Annotated in this window: 22 protein-coding genes; 13 read left to right on the plus strand and 9 right to left on the minus strand. The window is 65.1% G+C overall.

Annotation, left to right across the window (positions count from 1 at the left end):
- Positions 1-5: 5 nt before the first annotated feature.
- The 5 genes from FFS13_RS16045 to FFS13_RS16065 all read right to left on the minus strand — a co-directional run bounded on the left by FFS13_RS16045 (position 6) and on the right by FFS13_RS16065 (position 3,940).
- Positions 6-674 carry an OmpW family protein gene (locus FFS13_RS16045; protein ID WP_137820068.1) on the minus strand — a complete coding sequence of 223 codons (669 nt, stop codon included), beginning with the start codon at positions 672-674 and terminating at the stop codon, positions 6-8.
- Positions 675-806: 132 nt separating this feature from the next.
- A complete protein-coding gene (locus tag FFS13_RS16050; protein ID WP_137820069.1) occupies positions 807-1,340 on the minus strand; it encodes a DUF3299 domain-containing protein in 534 nt (177 codons plus the stop codon).
- Between the two features lie 10 nt (positions 1,341-1,350).
- Entirely contained in the window at positions 1,351-2,616 is a 1,266-nt protein-coding gene (locus FFS13_RS16055) for an ABC transporter permease (RefSeq protein WP_137820070.1), read from the minus strand.
- A 1-nt stretch (position 2,617) separates the two neighbouring features.
- The gene (locus tag FFS13_RS16060; RefSeq protein ID WP_137820071.1) at positions 2,618-3,328 is read right to left on the minus strand and encodes an ABC transporter ATP-binding protein; all 711 of its coding nucleotides are present in this window, start codon (positions 3,326-3,328) and stop codon (positions 2,618-2,620) included.
- A 54-nt stretch (positions 3,329-3,382) separates the two neighbouring features.
- Entirely contained in the window at positions 3,383-3,940 is a 558-nt protein-coding gene (locus FFS13_RS16065; RefSeq protein WP_137820072.1) for a DUF2796 domain-containing protein, read from the minus strand.
- A 133-nt stretch (positions 3,941-4,073) separates the two neighbouring features.
- On the opposite strand from FFS13_RS16065, the gene FFS13_RS16070 reads away from it, so the two are divergent.
- Positions 4,074-4,412: a hypothetical protein gene (locus FFS13_RS16070; RefSeq protein WP_137820073.1), complete on the plus strand. Its 339-nt coding sequence runs from the start codon at positions 4,074-4,076 to the stop codon at positions 4,410-4,412.
- 59 nt (positions 4,413-4,471) lie between these two features.
- Here the strand turns inward: FFS13_RS16070 and trxA are convergent, their stop codons facing one another.
- The 3 genes from trxA to FFS13_RS16085 all read right to left on the minus strand — a co-directional run bounded on the left by trxA (position 4,472) and on the right by FFS13_RS16085 (position 6,529).
- Positions 4,472-5,344, minus strand: a complete 873-nt coding sequence (gene trxA / locus FFS13_RS16075; RefSeq protein ID WP_137820074.1) for a thioredoxin — start codon at positions 5,342-5,344, stop codon at positions 4,472-4,474.
- 100 nt (positions 5,345-5,444) lie between these two features.
- The gene (locus FFS13_RS16080; protein ID WP_137820075.1) at positions 5,445-6,101 is read right to left on the minus strand and encodes a methyltransferase; all 657 of its coding nucleotides are present in this window, start codon (positions 6,099-6,101) and stop codon (positions 5,445-5,447) included.
- Entirely contained in the window at positions 6,098-6,529 is a 432-nt protein-coding gene (locus FFS13_RS16085; RefSeq protein ID WP_137820076.1) for a hypothetical protein, read from the minus strand. Before FFS13_RS16085 ends, FFS13_RS16080 begins: the two co-directional genes overlap by 4 nt.
- A gap of 124 nt (positions 6,530-6,653) precedes the next feature.
- Between FFS13_RS16085 and nrdR the strand changes: the two genes are divergently transcribed.
- The 12 genes from nrdR (at position 6,654) to FFS13_RS16145 (ending at position 15,504) form a co-directional block, all read left to right on the plus strand.
- Positions 6,654-7,118 carry a transcriptional regulator NrdR gene (gene nrdR / locus FFS13_RS16090; RefSeq protein WP_137820077.1) on the plus strand — a complete coding sequence of 155 codons (465 nt, stop codon included), beginning with the start codon at positions 6,654-6,656 and terminating at the stop codon, positions 7,116-7,118.
- Positions 7,118-8,257, plus strand: a complete 1,140-nt coding sequence (gene ribD, locus FFS13_RS16095; protein ID WP_137820078.1) for a bifunctional diaminohydroxyphosphoribosylaminopyrimidine deaminase/5-amino-6-(5-phosphoribosylamino)uracil reductase RibD — start codon at positions 7,118-7,120, stop codon at positions 8,255-8,257. Before nrdR ends, ribD begins: the two co-directional genes overlap by 1 nt.
- A gap of 46 nt (positions 8,258-8,303) precedes the next feature.
- Positions 8,304-8,966, plus strand: coding sequence for a riboflavin synthase (locus FFS13_RS16100; RefSeq protein WP_137820079.1), 663 nt, complete (start codon positions 8,304-8,306; stop codon positions 8,964-8,966).
- 16 nt (positions 8,967-8,982) lie between these two features.
- Positions 8,983-10,077, plus strand: coding sequence for a bifunctional 3,4-dihydroxy-2-butanone-4-phosphate synthase/GTP cyclohydrolase II (ribBA, locus tag FFS13_RS16105; RefSeq protein WP_137820080.1), 1,095 nt, complete (start codon positions 8,983-8,985; stop codon positions 10,075-10,077).
- Between the two features lie 214 nt (positions 10,078-10,291).
- Positions 10,292-10,768, plus strand: a complete 477-nt coding sequence (gene ribE / locus FFS13_RS16110; RefSeq protein ID WP_137820081.1) for a 6,7-dimethyl-8-ribityllumazine synthase — start codon at positions 10,292-10,294, stop codon at positions 10,766-10,768.
- Positions 10,765-11,262, plus strand: a complete 498-nt coding sequence (nusB, locus tag FFS13_RS16115; protein WP_137820082.1) for a transcription antitermination factor NusB — start codon at positions 10,765-10,767, stop codon at positions 11,260-11,262. The genes ribE and nusB overlap by 4 nt, the downstream gene beginning before the upstream one ends.
- 18 nt (positions 11,263-11,280) lie before the next feature.
- Positions 11,281-12,249 carry a thiamine-phosphate kinase gene (gene thiL / locus FFS13_RS16120; protein ID WP_137820083.1) on the plus strand — a complete coding sequence of 323 codons (969 nt, stop codon included), beginning with the start codon at positions 11,281-11,283 and terminating at the stop codon, positions 12,247-12,249.
- Entirely contained in the window at positions 12,242-12,730 is a 489-nt protein-coding gene (locus FFS13_RS16125) for a phosphatidylglycerophosphatase A (protein WP_256657924.1), read from the plus strand. Before thiL ends, FFS13_RS16125 begins: the two co-directional genes overlap by 8 nt.
- A gap of 143 nt (positions 12,731-12,873) precedes the next feature.
- Positions 12,874-13,521, plus strand: a complete 648-nt coding sequence (locus tag FFS13_RS16130) for a TIGR02281 family clan AA aspartic protease (protein WP_137820084.1) — start codon at positions 12,874-12,876, stop codon at positions 13,519-13,521.
- Between the two features lie 152 nt (positions 13,522-13,673).
- The gene (gene ribA / locus FFS13_RS16135; protein ID WP_137820085.1) at positions 13,674-14,294 is read left to right on the plus strand and encodes a GTP cyclohydrolase II; all 621 of its coding nucleotides are present in this window, start codon (positions 13,674-13,676) and stop codon (positions 14,292-14,294) included.
- Positions 14,291-14,707, plus strand: coding sequence for an MFS transporter (locus tag FFS13_RS16140; protein ID WP_137820086.1), 417 nt, complete (start codon positions 14,291-14,293; stop codon positions 14,705-14,707). The genes ribA and FFS13_RS16140 overlap by 4 nt, the downstream gene beginning before the upstream one ends.
- Positions 14,707-15,504, plus strand: a complete 798-nt coding sequence (locus tag FFS13_RS16145) for a cobalamin-binding protein (protein WP_137820087.1) — start codon at positions 14,707-14,709, stop codon at positions 15,502-15,504. Before FFS13_RS16140 ends, FFS13_RS16145 begins: the two co-directional genes overlap by 1 nt.
- On the opposite strand, the gene dxs is transcribed toward FFS13_RS16145, so the two are convergent.
- On the minus strand, positions 15,501-17,408 hold the full coding sequence (gene dxs / locus FFS13_RS16150) for a 1-deoxy-D-xylulose-5-phosphate synthase (RefSeq protein WP_137820088.1): 1,908 nt from the start codon (positions 17,406-17,408) through the stop codon (positions 15,501-15,503). The two genes, FFS13_RS16145 and dxs, sit on opposite strands and share 4 nt — an antisense overlap.
- Between the last annotated feature and the right edge of the window lie 76 nt (positions 17,409-17,484).

The following is a 17,484-nucleotide window of genomic DNA, read 5'->3' on the forward strand; positions in this document are numbered from 1 at the left end:
CCACATCAGAATTTGTAACCGAGGCCAACCATATACACCCAGGGGTCGACATCCACGTCGACCTTGACCTTGGTATCGCCCAGATAAGTCGTGGCCGTGGTGTCGATATCCACGTACCAGACCGCGGCGTTCAACAGCAGTTGCTCGCTCAGCATCAGGTCGACCCCGGCTTGCAGGGCCAAGCCCATCGAATCGTCCAGCTCCAGGTTGTTGAAACCTTGCGACTTGCGTGTGCTGGTCAGCTCTTCGTCGAAGAACAGCGTGTAGTTCAGGCCGGCGCCGACGTAGGGCTGGACCTGGGATTTTGCAGCGAGCGGGTAGTACTGCAGGGAAAGGGTCGGCGGCAGCTGTTTGAGGTCGGCCAGTTTGCCGTCCAGCGCGCCGAGACCTTTGACGCCGACGCTGTGCTGGAAGGGTGTGGCGGCCAGTAGTTCGACCGCAACATGGTCGCTGAGCATATAGGCGGCGGTCAGGCCGAGCTGGGTGTCGCTATCCAGCGTGGCCTGGCTGCCGGCGACCTTGGCGCCGGCGATGGCCAGGCTGGAGCTGTCCTCATGGGGATCTGTGCTGGCGGCGCCGGCGCGGATGATCAGGTCGCCCGCTTGATGGGCCTGGGCCATGGGGGTGGCGAGGGCCAGTGCGAGCAGCGAGGCGGCAAACAGAGACTTGTGCATTAAGGGGTCCTTAACATTGAACGGGTTGGCTGAGTTCAATGTTAAGGAGCGCCTGCGGCGCCATCTTGATCCAGAGCAAGGCTTGCCGAATCTGCGTGCTAACGGGCTCTTACTTTTCGGCAATGCTCAGCGTTAGCTGTCGGGCATCTCGTAGGGATAGATCTTGCTGGCGTCCATCTGATAACCGGCCTCCGCCAGTTCGCTGCTGCTGGCTTGCACTTGCAATGGGCCTTCGATCCAGAAGGGTTGATACAGGGCATCCATCAACACGCCCAGTTCGCTGGTGACGTGGACGATCTGATTGGACGGCGGTGGCGGCACGTGGATGCAGGCGCCGAAATAGGGCACCAGGAGAAACTCGGTGACGCGGCCTTCTTCGGTGACCTCCAGCGGCACTATGTAGCCGGGCAGTTTCACGTCCTGGCCATCCAGGGCTTGGACCACCGGTGCGGCAGGCGACTGTTGCGTGGCCGCCGGAGCGGATTCGGCAGCCAAGGCGTCGGCCAGTTGCGAGAGGTCATGGAGCGGCGCTGGCGCTTGGCTTGCCGCCGGTGCGTCCGCCGGAATCAATTGCGACCAGGTCAGCTCGCGCACCTGCGCCGCCTCGACGTGCAGGGCCAGTGGGGTCGCCAGTAACAGCGCAAGGGTCAGTGAGCGGCGCAACATCAAGCGATCCTCATATGCGTATGGACAGGCCATCGGCCAGCGACTGCCGATAGGCGCGCCAGGCCGGCACACAGCCCATCAGCAGGGCAGTGGCCAGAATAGCGCCGAGCAGCGTCCACTCATAGCGGCTCGGCAGCGCCAGCGGCAGATACAGGCCGTAATTGGCCTGCACATAGCCTTGGGCGCCGGCGATGCCGACGTAGAGCAGCAGCGTGCCGAGCAGCACGCCAGCGCAGGCCAGGGCAAAGGCTTCCAACACCAGCAGGCTGGCGATATGCCAAGGCCGCGCGCCGACCGAACGAAGGATCGCCATCTCGCGGCGCCGCTCATTCAGGCTGGTCAGGATTGCCGTGAGCATGCCAATCAGCCCGGTGATCACCACGAACAGCGAGACCACGAACAACGCCTTCTCTGCGGTGCCCATCAGGCTCCACAGCTCTTGCAGGGCTACGCCAGGCAGGATCGCCAGCAGCGGTTCGCCACGAAACTCGTTGATCTCGCGCTGCACGCTGAAGGTGGCGATCTTGCTGTTCAGCCCCAGCATGACCGCGGTGATGGCTTGTGGAGTCAGGTCCATGGTGCGCGCCTGCTCGGCGCTGAGCCGCCCGGCGCCTTGCGCCGGCACACCGCCCTGCCAGTCGATATGCAGCGCCTGCATGCCGCCCAGGCTGATATGCAGGGTGCGGTCTACCGGGGTGCCGGTGCGTTGGAGGATGCCGACCACGGTGAAGGGTTTGTCGTCGTGCTTGACCAGGCTCACCGTCGCCACGCCGTGGGCAAGCACGATCTGCTCGCCGAGCCGGTACTTGAGGGCGGCGGCCACTTCGGCACCGAGGACCAGCTCGAAGGGGTCGCTCGCGAAGGCCCGGCCCTGCGCCAGCTGCAGGGCTTGCCCGCGGCCGTAGTGGTAGTGCTCGAAGTAGGCCGTGCTGGTGCCCATCACTCGGTAGCCGCGATGGGAGTCGCCGAGGGACAGCGGAATGGCCCATTTCACCCGCGGGCTGTGGGCGAAATGCTCGAAACTGTCCCAGCGAATATTGTTGGTGGCGTTGCCGATACGGAACACCGAATACAGCAACAGGTTGATCGAGCCCGAGCGGGCGCCGACGATCAGGTCGGTGCCGCTGATGGTGCTAGCGAAGCTGGCACGCGCCTCGCTGCGCACCCGCTCGACGGCCAGCAGCAGGCAGACCGACAGGGCGATGGCGAACACGGTGAGCCAGGCGGTAAAGCGCCGATTGGCCAGGCTGGCCATGGCCAGACGAAACAGATACATCTCAGACCTCCGCGGGCTTGGCTGCGCGATTGAGTTCGGCCAGGGACAGATGGCGATCGAACAGCGGCGCCAGGCTCTGATCGTGGCTGACGAACAGCAGGCTGGCGCCGGCCTCGCGACATTCGGCGAACAGCAGCTGGAGGAAGGCTTCGCGGGCGTCGGCATCCAGCGCCGAAGTGGGTTCGTCGGCGATCACCAGTTCCGGCTGGCCAATCAACGCACGGGCGGCGGCAACCCGCTGTTGCTGACCGATGGACAGTTCATCGGCGCGGCGCGCCAGCAGGTTCGGGTCCTTCAAGCCCAGGTGCGCGAGCAGGGTGGCGGCGGCCTGATCGACACTGCCGTGGCGCTGCCTGGCGCGGCGGGCACGGAGTTTGGAGAAGTGGCAGGGCAGCTCGACGTTCTCGCGTACCGAGAGAAACGGCAGCAGGTTGAATTGCTGAAAGATGTAGCCGGTGTGATCGACCCGATAGTGATCGCGCGCGCCCGCGGACAGCGCCGTCAGCTCCTGCCCGAGCAGGCGGATGCTGCCGCGATTGGGCTTCTGCACGCCGCCGAGCAGGCCGAGCAGGGTGGTCTTGCCGCTGCCGCTGGGGCCTTTGAGGAACAGGGTTTCCCCGCGCTCCAGGCGGAACGCCGGAATATCCAGAAGCTCCGCGTGGCCAGGCCAGGCGAAGCCGAGGTCGGTAAGCGCTATCAGTGCTGGGCTCATAAATAAGCGGCCGGGTTACCTCAGCCGGTTCTGCTGCGAATTAAAAAGGATGTTTTAGAAGCTCAGGGTGGGGTTGGCCGCCGTGGCCTCGATCCCTTGCTGACCTTTGGGGCCGATCAGTTGTACCTGAATTTTTTCGGTGCCGGGGAATTTGTCGAACAACCCACTCAGGCTCACCGCTTTGAGTTCGGCAGGGGCACTACAGCTCAGCTGATAGCGAGCGTGGACCTCGCTATGTTCAATCTCGCCTGCTCTCTCGGCCTTGGCCTCGGCGAACAGCGGGCTTTCCAGTTCCTGTTTGGCCACTGTGCAACCGGCGGCGACTGGCAGGCCGAACAGGCTCAGCGGCTGTTCCAGCTCGGCGCGGGCAGCGGCGACCTTGGCTTGGTCGGCCGCGCTCTTGGCCAGATGTTCGAAGCCGAGCAGATTCTTCGCCGGGCTTTCCAGTTCGATTTCCAGGCTCTGGCCATCCAGCACCACGTTCAGCTCGGCCACGCCATGCTCGTGTTTTCCCAGGCTGGCGTGTTCCTCATGTTGGTGTTCATCGCCATGGGCGTAAGCGCTGGCCAGGGGCAGCAGGGCAAAGGGTAGGGCGAGCAGCAGGCGGCGCATGGACAATCTCCGTGGCGGGCAAGGCGAAGCGGCGAGGTTGTTATGTTATAACAGCTTTTGCGTGCTGGCTAGCCTGCTTGGCGGCGCGCGATGTGCGTGGGAGCATGGCGACAGTGAACTCGAGGGTGTTTCTATGCTGCGCATTCGTGGACAGATCGGCGAGTGGCCGGTCGATCTGACGCTGGAACTGGGAGACGAGGACTGGGCGCGCCTGGCGGCACAGTTGCCGCGCAAGGCCGCAGTCGTCGAGCCGTCCAGCGCGCCGGAGCTGTCGGGCGAGGGGCTTTGGCGGACGGTGCAGGAGCTGTTGCGCAACGCCGGGCAAATGGAGGGGCCGGACTTATTGGCGGAGTTGCAGGCACTGACCGGCAGCGCCGCGGCCAGCAAGCGCCTGCTGGTGCGGCTGCGGCATTGCCCGCAGGTGCAGTTGGAAAACGGCGCGGATGCGCCGCTGTATCGCTGGGTGGGGTAGGGCGCTCGGGTTCGCTTTTGTCTCTGTGCTGCGGCCTCACCCCGCCGAGCCTGGGCCGATCAATACAACGCCTGGTACAACTTGCGCCGGTAGTTGCTGACCAGCGGATGCTCGTTACCCAGCAGGTCGAACACCTGCAGCAAGGTCTTGTGCGGCAGGCCCTCGGCGTAGCCGCGGTTGCGGATGAACAGGCGCAGCAAACCGTCGAGTGCCGGCTCGTATTGCTGGCGGGCCAGTTGCTGCACGGCCAGCTGATAAACCGCTTCATCATCTTCGGCGTTTTGCGCCAGGCGGGTTTTCAAGCTGGCGACTTCCGGCAGGTCGGCGGCTTGGCGCAGGAAGGTCAGTTGTGCACGGGCGCTGGCCAGGGCTTGTTTGTGCCCATCGCCTTTCACTGCGTCCAGCACGTTTTGCGCTTCGCTTAGCTCGCCACGTTCGGCCAGGCAGTGCGCGTACAGAATCAGTGCGGCGGGCTGCTCGCTGTCTTCGCTCAGCAGCTGTTTCAGCAGGCTTTCGGCGTCGCCGATGCGGCCTTCGGCGAATAGCGCCTGGGCGCTTTCCAGCGGATCGGCGGCGGGCGGCGGCGGTGCCTGGACGTGCGGCTCGAGGATCGCGCGGATCGCCGACTCCGGCTGGGCACCGGTGAAGCCATCGACCGGCTGACCATCCTTGAACAGCACCACGGTCGGCAGGCTGCGGATGCCGAAACGGGCGACGACGTCGGGCTCGAGATCGCAATTGACCTTGGCCAGCAGCAACTCGCCGCGGTAACCCTCGGTGATCTGCGCCAGCAGCGGCATCAGCGCCTTGCAGGGGGCGCACCAGTCCGCCCAGAAATCTACCAGCACCGGTTTGTGAAAGGAGTTCTGGATTACCAGTTGGTCGAAGCTGGCCGTGCTGACGTCGAAGATGTAGGGCGTGTCCTGGCTCATCGGAATTCTCGAAAACGCGGAAAGGGTTGGCGCGCAAGGGCGCTCACTGCTGAGTGGCTGCAACTATAAGTGGGGATTGAGTGACGGGAAAGCCAGCGCTTCAGTCGCGCGAAGCGTGATACAGGCTGACCTGGCGGAATTCGGCGGGCTCTGCCAGGTCCGGCCAGGTGCAGGCTTCGACTATATCCAGGCGCCGATACCTCGGGTGCTGAAAGTCGCGCACTCGCGAGTCGGCCACCAGCGCGTGCTTGCCGCGCGTGAGGAACTGATCCAGCAGCGGCAGATTGGCGCGGTCGTAGAGCACGTCGGCGACCAGAATCAGGTCGAAGCGGTCGGCCTCGGCAAAGAAATCCAGCGAGTAGCTCAACTCCACGCCGTTCAGTTCGGCATTCGCCCGGCAGGCCGCGATGGCCAGCGGGTCCAGATCGCAGGCCACTACTTCGGCGGCGCCGGCCTTGGCCGCGGCAATCGCCGCGACGCCGGAGCCGGCGCCGAAATCTAGCACGCGTTTGCCGCGCACCCACTCCGGGCGTTCGGCCAGCCAGCGCGCCAGCACCAGGCCGCTGGCCCAGCAGAAACTCCAGTACGGCGGCTCTTCGAGGATGCGTCGGGTTTCCTCGGGGCTGAAGGCGTGATCCATGTTGGCGGCGTCGATCAGCCAGAGTTTCAGCGTGGTGCCGGGCAAGGTTTCGGCGACTAGCTGGGCATCGCCGAGCAGTTCGCCGAGGGCCGCTTGCAGCGTGCTGGGCGCCTTCATGGTGCGCTCTCGAAGCGCAGTTCGCCGAGCGCCTGGCTGGTCGCGGACTGAATGCGTAGCGGCGGCAGGCGCAAGATCAGTTGTGCCGAGCGGCTGACTCTGCCGCGCAATTCGACGCGCGCGCCGGGCGGAAAAGACTCGGGGTTGAAGCGCAGGCTGAAGCGCAGCGTCGCGCCGTTACCGCTCAGCGTGATATTGCCGAGCAGGCGCTGTGGGCGGTTGCGCTCATCGATCACCAGCAGTGCCAGTTCCACATCGCCGCCGGCCGGTACATCGAGCAGGCTGCCGCTCAGTTCGCGCAGGTGGGCCGGCAGCGGTGTCGCCGTGGCGGCTGCCTTGGCGGGTGCTGGCAGCGGCGCGGGCGCTTTACTCGTGCAGGCGGCGAGCAGGCCAAGGGCGATGAGCAGAGCAAGCGGGCGCAGCAGCATGGGGCGGTTCCGTTACGACAAGAGCAATTTAAGGTGCGGGCGCCTATATACCGCAAAGCACGTGGCTTGTCTTGCCAGTGGGATGCGCTACCATGGGCCTCCTTTTTTCTGCTGCCTGCTATCTATGCACTGTCCCTTCTGCGGCGCCAATGACACCAAGGTTATTGACTCGCGTTTGGTCGCCGAGGGCGAGCAAGTGCGCCGTCGGCGCGAATGCCTGGCCTGCGAAGAGCGCTTCACCACCTTCGAAACCGCCGAGCTGGTGATGCCGCGCCTGATCAAGCAGGACGGCAGCCGCCAGCCCTTCGACGAAGACAAGTTGCGCGCCGGCATGCAGCGCGCGCTGGAGAAGCGCCCGGTCAGTATCGAGCGCCTGGAAGCGGCGATCGCCCATATCAAGCACAAGCTGCGCGCCGCCGGCGAGCGCGAGATCAAGTCGCTGGTGCTGGGTGAGCTGGTGATGGGCGAGCTGCAGAAGCTCGATGAAGTCGCCTATATCCGCTTCGCCTCGGTGTATCGGCGCTTTCAGGATCTCAACGAGTTCCGCGAGGAAATCGACCGGCTGTCCCGCGAGCCGTCGAAAGAGTGATGAGCCCTCCCGATCCGACCGTTCTCGACCCGCAATTTATGGCCCGCGCCCTCGAACTGGCCCGCAAGGGCCTGTATTCCACCCATCCGAATCCGCGGGTCGGCTGCGTGATAGTGCTCGACGGGCAGATCGTCGGCGAAGGCTGGCATGCCCGCGCCGGCGAGCCACATGCGGAAGTGCATGCCTTGCGCCAGGCGGGTGCTAGAGCCCGTGGCGCCACCGCCTACGTCACCCTGGAACCCTGCAGCCATCACGGGCGTACGCCACCCTGTGCCGCTACCCTGGTGGAGGCCGGTGTTACGCGGGTGGTGGCGGCCATGCAGGACCCCAATCCGGAGGTCTCCGGGCGTGGCCTGCTGCGGCTGATGCAGGCCGGCATCGCGGTGCAGAGCGGCGTGCTGGAAAGCGAAGCGCGGGCGCTGAATGCCGGTTTTATCAAGCGGATGGAGCACGGCCTGCCGTTCGTGCGGGTGAAGCTGGCGATGAGCCTGGACGGGCGCACCGCCATGGCCAGCGGTGAAAGCCAGTGGATTACCGGGCCCGCCGCGCGTGCCGCGGTGCAGCGCCTGCGCGCCCGCGCCAGCGTGGTGCTGACCGGTGCCGATACGGTATTAACCGATGCGGCGCGCTTGACCGTGCGCCCGGATGAACTGGGTCTGAATGCGGAATTGACCGCGCTGGCCATGACCCGCCCGCCGCTGCGGGTGCTGGTCGACGGGCGCCTGCGCGTGCCGCTGACGGCGCCGTTTTATCAGGCCGGTGCGGCCTTGGTGGCGACCTGTGCGGCGGCCGCGGCGCGGGAGCGCTTCCTCGAGGAAGGCCACGAGTTGCTGGCAATCCCGGGCAGCGATGGGCATGTCGATCTGCGCAAGTTGCTCACCGAGCTGGCTGCGCGCGGGGTCAACGAAGTGCTGGTGGAGGCCGGTCCGCGCTTGGCTGGGGCGTTTGCCCGGCAAGGGCTGGTGGATGAGTATCAGTTGTTCGTCGCGGCCAAGTTTCTCGGCTCCAGTGCGCGCCCCTTGCTCGATCTGCCCTTGGCGCGGATGGCCGAGGCGACGCCGTTGAAAATCATCGAGATGCGTGCGGTCGGCGACGACTGGCGGATCATTGCCGTGCCGACAGCGGCAGGCAGCGTATAATTCCCGGCCCGCGCCCGGCGCGGGTTAAGTGCTCGTGGAGGATCTTATGTTTACCGGCATTATCGAAGCCCTCGGCACCATCCGCGCGCTCAGCCCGAAAGGCGGCGATGTGCGCGTCTATGTCGAGACCGGCAAGCTGGATCTGGCCGACGTCAAGCTGGGTGACAGCATCGCGGTGAACGGCGTGTGCCTGACCGCGGTGGAGCTGCCGGGCGATGGCTTCTGGGCCGACGTCAGTCGCGAAACCCTGGCCTGCAGTGCGTTTATCGACCTCAAGGCTGGCAGCAAGGTCAACCTGGAAAAAGCCCTGACCCTGAGCAGCCGCCTGGGCGGTCATCTGGTCAGTGGCCATGTCGATGGCGTCGGTGAAGTGCTGTCTCGCGAGGATAAGGCCCGCGCCGTGCAGTTTCGCATTCGTGCCCCGCGTGAGCTGGCCAAGTACATTGCCCTCAAGGGCTCGATCACCGTCGACGGCACCAGCCTGACGGTGAACGCCGTGAATGGCTCCGAGTTCGAGCTGTGCATAGTGCCGCACACCCTGGGTGAAACCATCATGGCCGACTACCGGCCGGGGCGGCAGGTCAACCTCGAAGTGGATTTGTTGGCGCGCTATCTGGAGCGCTTGTTGCTGGGCGACCAGGCTGCCGAACCCAAGGCCTCGGGCCTGACTGAAAGCTTTCTGGCCGAAAACGGCTACCTCAAACATTGAATTGAAGGGACGCCCCATGGCTCTCAATAGTATTGAAGAACTGCTTGAAGACATCCGTCAGGGCAAGATGGTCATCCTCATGGATGACGAGGATCGCGAGAATGAAGGCGACCTGATCATCGCCTCCGAGTGTGTGCGGGCCGAGCACATCAACTTCATGGCCAAGCATGCCCGTGGCCTGATCTGCATGCCGATGAGCCGTGAGCGCTGCGAGCTGCTCAAGCTGCCGCTGATGGCGCCACGCAATGGCTCCGGTTTCGGCACCAAGTTCACCGTCTCGATCGAGGCGGCGGAAGGGGTCACCACCGGCATCTCGGCCGCCGACCGGGCGCGTACCGTGCAGGCGGCGGCGGCACCCGGCGCGAAAGCCGAAGACATCGTCAGCCCCGGGCATATCTTCCCGCTGATGGCCCAGCCCGGTGGCGTGCTGGCGCGTGCCGGGCATACCGAGGCGGCCTGTGACCTGGCGCGGATGGGTGGCTTCGAGCCGTCCGGGGTGATCTGCGAAATCATGAACGACGACGGCACCATGTCCCGGCGTGCCGAGCTCGAGGCGTTCGCCGCCGAGCACGGGATCAAGATCGGCACCATCGCCGACCTGATTCACTACCGCCTGATCCACGAGCGCACGGTCGAGCGCATCGCCGAGCAGCCGCTGGATAGCGAGCTGGGTCACTTCAACCTGGTCACCTACCGTGATTCGGTGGAAGACGCCGTGCACATGGCGCTGACCCTGGGCAAGATCTGCCCGGAAGAGCCGACCCTGGTGCGCGTGCACAACATGGAGCCGCTGCGCGACCTGTTTATGGTCAGGCAGCCGGGCCGTTGGAGTCTGCGTGCGGCCATGGCCAAGGTGGCGGAAGCGGGTAGCGGTGTGGTGCTGCTGTTGGGTAATCCGCTGACCGGTCCAGACCTGTTGGCGCACCTGGAGCGCCAGTTGGGTAGCGAGCCGAAGATTACCAATCCGACCACCTACAGCACGGTCGGTGCCGGCTCGCAGATCCTGCGTGACCTCGGCGTGCGCAAGATGCGCCTGCTGAGCTCGCCGATGAAGTTCAACGCGATATCCGGTTTCGACCTGGAGGTAGTAGAATATCTGCCCTCTGAATAAAGGCCGCGTGAAAACTACTGCGCATCGGTGATGCTGCGTTAAAAACAGGCTCGGAATGCTCATTGACTGCAGTCAACTCCGCGTCCTCGCCTGTTTTTGCTTTGCCTGACCTTCGCTCGCACGTTTTCACACAGCCTGTTAACAGCCCGATGGGACGCGGATTCGCGCCCAGGGTTTTTCAATATAGATTTGCTCTTTCACGACGAGAACGCTCATGACCCTGAAGACCATCGAAGGTACTTTCATCGCCCCCAAAGGCCGCTATGCCCTGGTGGTCGGCCGCTTCAACAGCTTCGTGGTTGAAAGCCTGGTGAGCGGCGCCGTTGATGCGCTGGTTCGTCACGGTGTGAGCGCAAGCGACATCTGCATCATCCGCGCGCCGGGTGCCTTCGAGATTCCACTGGTCGCCCAGAAAGTCGCTCAGCGCAGCGAATATGACGCGATCATCGCCTTGGGCGCGGTCATTCGTGGCGGCACGCCGCACTTCGAATACGTCGCCGGTGAATGCACCAAGGGCCTGGCCCAGGTGTCCATGGAGTTCGGTGTGCCGGTGGCCTTCGGCGTCTTGACCGTCGACTCCATCGAGCAAGCCATCGAGCGTTCCGGTACCAAGGCCGGCAACAAGGGCGCCGAAGCTGCACTCTCCGCCCTGGAAATGGTCAGCCTGCTGGCACAGTTGGAGGCCAAGTGATTAACGACGAAGACGACACCTTCAACCCGCCCGCCGAAAAAGGCCCGAACGCCCCGACCGGCAAGATCGCGGCGCGCCGGCAAGCGCGCAGCCTGGCCATGCAGGCGCTGTATCAGTGGCACCTGGCCGGCCAGGCGATCAACGAAATCGAGGCGCAATTTCGCGTCGACAACGATTTCACTGCGGTCGACGGTGCCTACTTCCGTGAAATCCTCCACGGCGTCCCGGCCAATAAGACCGAGATCGACGAGGCCTTGACGCCTTGCCTGGATCGTCCGCTGGAAGAACTCGATCCGGTTGAACTGGCGATTCTGCGCCTGTCGACCTTCGAGTTGCTCAAGCGCGTGGACGTACCGTATCGCGTGGTGATCAACGAAGGCATCGAGCTGGCCAAGGTGTTTGGCGCCACCGACGGGCACAAGTTTGTCAATGGCGTGCTGGACAAGTTGGCGCCGCGCCTGCGCGAAGCTGAAGTCCGCGCCAACAAGCGCTGACCGCACTCAGCCTGCCGCGTGGGTGAATTCGAACTGATCCGCCACTACTTCGCCGCTGCGCCCTGTGCGCAGGCTGGCGAAGGCGTGGTGCAGGGTATCGGCGATGACTGTGCGCTGCTGGCCGTGCCGGCGGGCGAACAGTTGGCGATCTCCACCGACACCCTGGTCGCCGGGGTGCATTTCCCCGACCCCTGCGATCCTTTCCTCCTGGGCCAACGGGCCCTGGCGGTCGCGGCCAGCGATCTGGCGGCGATGGGCGCCAACCCTGTCGGTTTTACCCTGGCCTTGACCTTGCCGCACGCCGAACCCGCCTGGCTGGAGGCTTTTGCCCGCGGGCTCGACCGCATGGCACAAGGCTGTGGCCTGACGCTGATCGGTGGCGATACCACCCGCGGCCCGCTGAGTCTGACCCTGACCGTGTTCGGTCGGGTGCCGGCCGGCCAGGCGCTGACGCGCAAGGGCGCCCGGCCGGGCGAGCTGCTCTGTGTCGGCGGGCCCTTGGGCGATGCCGCGGCGGCTTTGCCGCTGGTGCTCGGTCAGCGGCAGGCGCCGGCGGAGATCGCCGCGCCGTTGCTGGCGCGCTACTGGTCGCCGCAACCGCAGTTGGGCCTGGGACTGGCCTTGCGCGGTAAGGCCTCGGCGGCGCTGGATATCTCCGACGGCTTGCTGGCGGACTGCGGGCATATCGCCGCGGCCTCCGGCGTCGCGTTGCGGGTCGAGCGCGACCAGCTGCCAATGTCCTCGGCCGTGCGGGCGTTGCTCGATGAGGCCGCGGCTTGGCAGTGTGCGCTCAGTGGCGGGGATGACTACGTACTGGCCTTCACCTTGCCGGCGGAACACCTGTCGGCATTGCAGGCGGACGGTTGGCCGATCCAGGTGATTGGCCGGGTCGAAGCGGGGCAGGGTGTACGGCTGGTGGATACGGCCGGTCAGGCCATCACCCCGCCGGTGCGCGGCTATCAACATTTTGGGAGTGGCGGTGACTGATTCCATCAGCAAGGTGCCGCCTTCGGTATGGCGCAATCCCTGGCATTTCCTCGCCTTTGGCTTCGGCTCCGGTACCCTGCCGAAAGCGCCGGGCACCTGGGGCTCATTGGTGGCGCTGCCATTCATTCCGCTGTGGCAGCTGCTGCCGGATTGGGGCTATTGGCTGATGCTCGGGGCAACCATGCTGTTCGGCTTCTGGCTGTGCGGCAAGGTCGCCGATGACCTGCGCGTGCATGACCACGAAGGCATCGTCTGGGACGAAATGGTCGGCATGTGGATCACCCTCTGGCTGGTACCGGAAGGCTGGCAGTGGCTGCTGCTGGGCTTCCTGGTGTTTCGCTTTTTCGACATCATCAAGCCCTGGCCGATCCACTGGATCGACCGGCATGTGCATGGCGGCGTCGGCATCATGCTGGATGACGTGCTGGCCGGGGTCTTCGCCTGGTTGACGATGCAGTTGGTGGTCTGGGGCGTGGCCTGAGGGAACGGCTTATGCGTGACTTCTGCTTAGCACTACTGCTCGGCGCTCAAGAGCCTGGCCCAGTTGGTAAACACCGCTAATCGGCGTCGGCTGTACGCCCGTTGGCAGCAACCCTAGCCCTTTTAAGGATCGAGAGGAACCCGATGCGTAGCCTGAACCTATTCTGTGCCGCTGTACTGCTGACGACTGCTGGGAGCCTCTGGGCCGCTACTCAGGTGCGGGTGGTCGGCCTGTTTCCGGGGGCCGCGGTGCTGAGTGTCGAGGGCCAGCGCAAGCTGGTGAGGGTCGGCCAGACCGGCCCCGGTGGGGTGCTGGTGGTCAGCGCCGACAGCCGCGGCGCGGTGCTGCGGGTGGATGGCGTGGAGCGCGCCTACGGCCTCAGCCGCGAGTACAGCGAAGGCTTTGCCGCGCCGACCAAGACGCAGCTGAGCATCGCCAAGGGCGTCGGTGGGCATTATTGGATTGCCGGTGCGGTCGATGGCCAGCCGGTGCAGTTCCTGGTCGATACCGGCGCCACCTCCGTCGCGCTGAACGATGCCCAGGCCAAGCGCCTGGGGATCGATTATCGGGTGGAGGGGCGGCCGATGGTGGTCAACACCGCGAGCGGCACGGCCAAGGCCTGGCGCATCACCCTCGATCGGGTCAAGGTCGGCGGCCTGGAAGTGCTCGGGGTGGAAGCGATGGTGCTGGAAGGCGCTGGGCCGACCGAGGCGCTGCTCGGCATGAGCTTCCTCAATCGCGTGAGTTGGCGCGAGGAGCAGGGCGTGCTGGTGCTGGAGTCCAAGCTCTGAGCTAAAAACCGCAAGTTTTGATCTTGAACAGGTTCTAAAGATCAAAGGCTTTGATCTTTATGGCCAGCAATTCAGGCTGACTCGCCGGCGGATGCTGCTGTTACAATGCCGCCCTTGCAAATTTTCCGCCCTCTTATCTACAGGAGCATCCGGTGCCTGTCGTCTTCGTCGCCGCCTCCCAGCTGCCTACCCCTTTCGCAGTGTTCACCATGCATGGCTTTCGCGAGGAGGCCACCGGGCGTGAACATGTGGCGCTCACCCTGGGCGATGTGGCGGATGGTGCGCCGGTACTCGGTCGTCTGCACTCCGAGTGCCTGACCGGTGATGCCTTGTTCAGCCTGCGCTGCGATTGCGGCTTTCAGCTGGAGGCCGCGCTGCGCGCCATCGCCAAAGAAGGCCGCGGTGTGCTGCTCTACCTGCGGCAGGAAGGCCGCGGGATTGGCTTGCTGAACAAGATCCGCGCCTATGAGTTGCAGGATGGCGGCGCCGATACCGTCGAGGCCAATGAGCGTCTGGGGTTCGGTGCCGATCAGCGCGACTACGGCATTTGCCTGCCGATGCTCAAGCACTTGGGGATCGGCTCGCTAAAGTTGATGACCAATAATCCGCGCAAACTGAAGGCGTTGGCCGACATGGGCATTCCGGTCGCCGAACGTATGCCGCTGCAGATCGAGCACAACCCGCACAACAAGCACTACCTCGCGACCAAGGCCGGCAAGCTCGGCCATCTGCTGGGCAACCAGCACCAAGGCGAGGCCGAGGACAGTCTGTGACCCGCAATGCGGTGCGGCGGCGTCTGGCTCTGGTCTGGTGGCGGCAGTTGGCTCTGACCCTGGCGCCGCTGTTGCTTCTCAACCTGTTGTTCGGTGCCGACCAGGCGGTCTCGGTGTTGGCGATGCCGTTGTTCATTGCCGGGTTGGCCTCGATGTTCGTCAGCCTGCCGCTGTTCGGCGCCTACAAGCGCGCGCTGATCGCCACCGAAAAGGCCCTCGATACGCCAGCCGAGCCGGATGCCTGGCGGGAACTGGCGAATCGGCGGCGCCTGGCGTTTCTCGGCGCCGGGCTGCCGGCCTGGATCGCGGCGCTCGCGGTGTTCGCCGGGCTGGAGGCGATCCCGCTGATCCTGCTGGCGTTGTCCAGTCTGGTGCTGTTGTACCTCTACCGCATTCCCCGCCAACTCGGCTGATGCGCCCACTACTCGTCTGTCTGCTGCTGGCGCTGGCTTGGCCGGCGGCGGCGTTCGAGCGGGTGGTCAGCCTGGCGCCGTCCCTCAGTGAAATCATGCTGGAGCTGGATGCCGCTGGCCTGTTGGTCGGCGTGCTGGATGGCGGTGAGCGTCCGGCCGCGCTGGCGCATCTGCCTTCGGTCGGGCGTTATGGCCAGCTGGAATTGGAAAGCCTGCTGGCGCTTAAGCCCGATCTGGTGCTGCTCTGGCCCGGCAGCATCAGCGCCAGCCAGCGTGAGCAGCTAAAGCGCTTCGGCATTCCGTTGTATGAAGCCGAGCCGCACAGCCTGGAGGCGCTCGGCCAGCAAGTGCTCGAACTCGGCCGCCGCCTCAATCGTGCCCAGCGCGCCGAGCAGTTGGCGGCCGACTTCCAGGCGCGCCTGAGCGAGCTGCGCCGGCGTTATCGGCGCGCAGTGCCGCTGCGGGTGTTCTATCAGATCTGGGACACGCCGCTCTATACCATAGGTAACCGGCAGATCATCGGCGATGCGCTGCGGGTCTGCGGCGCCGAGAACCTGTTCGCCGATTTGCCCCTGCCGGCGCCGCAGGTCAGCGTCGAGGCGGTGCTGGCGCGTGATCCGCAGGTGATTCTGCTCAGCTCGCCGGGCTTGGCTGCCGCCTGGCAAGCCTGGCCGCAACTGACGGCAGTGCAACGCCGGCAAGTCTGGGCGATTCCGGATAAGGGCCTGGAGCGCCCCAGTTTGCAGATGCTCGGGGCGACCGAGAAGCTCTGCCAACTACTAGCTCGCGCCCCCTAGGCCAGCAGCGCCAGGCGTGCGCGCACGGACGCTTCGATGCCGGCGGCATCCAGGCCGCACTCGGCGAGCATGGCCGCCGGTTTGGCGTGCTCGACGTAATAGTCGGGCAGACCCAGGTGCAGGATCGGCTGCAGCAGGTTCTCACGGGCGAGGAATTCGCTGACGGCCGAGCCGGCACCGCCCATCACCGAGTTCTCTTCGATGGTCACCAGCAGGTCGTGGCTGGCCGCCAATTGGCGAACCAGCGCCTCGTCCAGTGGTTTGACGAAACGCATGTCGACCACGGTTGCATCCAGGTTCGCGCCGACTACCAGGGCCTCGGCCAACTGTACGCCGAACACCAGTAGGGCGACTTTCTGGCCTTGGCGGCGAACCAGGCCCTTGCCGATTTCCAGTGGTTCGAGTCCCGGCTCGATCACGGCATTCGGGCCACTGCCGCGCGGGTAACGCACCGCCGCCGGGCCTTGAAACAGATAACCGGTGGTGAGCATCTTGCGCAGTTCGCTCTCGTCGCTCGGGGTCATCACCAGGATGCCGGGGATGCAGCGCAGGTAGGAGAGGTCGAAGCTGCCGGCGTGGGTCGGGCCGTCTTCGCCGACCAGGCCGGCGCGGTCGATGGCGAACAGCACGTCGAGGTGCTGCACCGCCACATCGTGAATCAGTTGGTCATAGCCGCGCTGGAGGAAGGTCGAATAGATCGCCACCACCGGTTTGGCACCCTCGCAGGCCATGCCGGCGGCGAGGGTGACGGCGTGCTGCTCGGCAATCGCGACGTCGAAGTAGCGCTGCGGGAAGCGCTCACTGAAGGCCACCAGATCCGAGCCTTCCTTCATCGCCGGGGTGATGCCGGTGAGGCGCGGGTCGGTCTCGGCCATGTCGCACAGCCATTGGCCGAACACGCTGGAGTACTTCGGCCCGGCGGCCTGCTTGGGAATTGAGAGGGGGGCGCTGGCCGGGGCGTTGATCGGCTCCAGCTTGGTGATCGCGTGATAGCCGATCGGGTCCAGCTCGGCCGGGGCGAAGCCTTTGCCCTTCTTGGTGATCACATGGAGGAACTGCGGGCCTTCCAGGTCGCGCATATTGCGCAGCGTGGTGATCAGGGTCGGCAGGTCGTGGCCGTCGATCGGGCCGATGTAGTTCCAGCCCAATTCCTCGAACAGGGTGCCGGGCACCAGCATGCCCTTGGCGTGCTCTTCGGTCTTGCGGGCGATCTCCCAGGCGCCGGGCAGGCGTGACAGCACTTTCTTGCTGCCCTCGCGCATGCTCGCGTAGGTGCGGCTGGAGAGGATTTTCGCCAGGTAATTCGACAGGCCGCCGACGTTGTGCGAGATCGACATGTCGTTGTCGTTGAGCACCACCAGCATGTTGGCTTTGACGTCCGAGGCATGGTTCAGCGCCTCGAAGGCCATGCCTGCGGTCAGCGCGCCGTCACCGATCACGGCCACCGACTTGCGCTTGCTGCCTTGCAGCTGCGCCGCAATGGCCATGCCCAAGGCGGCGCTGATCGAGGTGCTGGAGTGACCGACGCCGAAGGTGTCGTACTCGCTCTCGCTGCGCCGAGGGAAGGCGGCGATGCCGTCCTTCTGGCGCAGCGTGGTCATCTGCTGGCGGCGGCCGGTGAGGATCTTGTGCGGGTAGGCCTGATGGCCGACATCCCACACCAGGCGATCTTCCGGAGTATCGAAGACGTAGTGCAGGGCGATGGTCAGCTCGACCACGCCGAGGCCGGCACCGAAATGCCCGCCGGTCTGCCCGACCGTGTAGAGCAGGTCTTGGCGCAGTTCATCGGCGAGCGTCTCCAGCTCCGCCTCGCCCAGGCGACGCAGCCCGGCCGGCGTCTCTGCGCTGTCGAGCAGAGGCGTTGCGGGGCGTTCGCGGGGAATCTCGTGAAACGTCGTGGGCATCAGGCAGATCGTTATAGGTATAAAAGATGCGGCAGTTTACCTGATGCGCCTTGGCGGCCCAAGCCAAGGTGTCGGT

This window comes from Pseudomonas sp. 2FG (genome assembly GCF_005502935.1).
In the GTDB taxonomy this organism is placed as follows: Bacteria; Pseudomonadota; Gammaproteobacteria; order Pseudomonadales; family Pseudomonadaceae; genus Aquipseudomonas.

Bases quoted from the DNA above. Each gene is read 5' to 3' on its own strand.
- FFS13_RS16045 (WP_137820068.1), bottom strand. From the start codon at position 674: ATGCACAAGTCTCTGTTTGCCGCCTCGCTGCTCGCACTGGCCCTCGCC.
- FFS13_RS16050 (WP_137820069.1), bottom strand. From the start codon at position 1,340: ATGTTGCGCCGCTCACTGACCCTTGCGCTGTTACTGGCGACCCCACTG.
- FFS13_RS16055 (WP_137820070.1), bottom strand. From the start codon at position 2,616: ATGTATCTGTTTCGTCTGGCCATGGCCAGCCTGGCCAATCGGCGCTTT.
- FFS13_RS16060 (WP_137820071.1), bottom strand. From the start codon at position 3,328: ATGAGCCCAGCACTGATAGCGCTTACCGACCTCGGCTTCGCCTGGCCT.
- FFS13_RS16065 (WP_137820072.1), bottom strand. From the start codon at position 3,940: ATGCGCCGCCTGCTGCTCGCCCTACCCTTTGCCCTGCTGCCCCTGGCC.
- FFS13_RS16070 (WP_137820073.1), top strand. From the start codon at position 4,074: ATGCTGCGCATTCGTGGACAGATCGGCGAGTGGCCGGTCGATCTGACG.
- trxA (WP_137820074.1), bottom strand. From the start codon at position 5,344: ATGAGCCAGGACACGCCCTACATCTTCGACGTCAGCACGGCCAGCTTC.
- FFS13_RS16080 (WP_137820075.1), bottom strand. From the start codon at position 6,101: ATGAAGGCGCCCAGCACGCTGCAAGCGGCCCTCGGCGAACTGCTCGGC.
- FFS13_RS16085 (WP_137820076.1), bottom strand. From the start codon at position 6,529: ATGCTGCTGCGCCCGCTTGCTCTGCTCATCGCCCTTGGCCTGCTCGCC.
- nrdR (WP_137820077.1), top strand. From the start codon at position 6,654: ATGCACTGTCCCTTCTGCGGCGCCAATGACACCAAGGTTATTGACTCG.
- ribD (WP_137820078.1), top strand. From the start codon at position 7,118: ATGAGCCCTCCCGATCCGACCGTTCTCGACCCGCAATTTATGGCCCGC.
- FFS13_RS16100 (WP_137820079.1), top strand. From the start codon at position 8,304: ATGTTTACCGGCATTATCGAAGCCCTCGGCACCATCCGCGCGCTCAGC.
- ribBA (WP_137820080.1), top strand. From the start codon at position 8,983: ATGGCTCTCAATAGTATTGAAGAACTGCTTGAAGACATCCGTCAGGGC.
- ribE (WP_137820081.1), top strand. From the start codon at position 10,292: ATGACCCTGAAGACCATCGAAGGTACTTTCATCGCCCCCAAAGGCCGC.
- FFS13_RS16130 (WP_137820084.1), top strand. From the start codon at position 12,874: ATGCGTAGCCTGAACCTATTCTGTGCCGCTGTACTGCTGACGACTGCT.
- FFS13_RS16145 (WP_137820087.1), top strand. From the start codon at position 14,707: ATGCGCCCACTACTCGTCTGTCTGCTGCTGGCGCTGGCTTGGCCGGCG.
- dxs (WP_137820088.1), bottom strand. From the start codon at position 17,408: ATGCCCACGACGTTTCACGAGATTCCCCGCGAACGCCCCGCAACGCCT.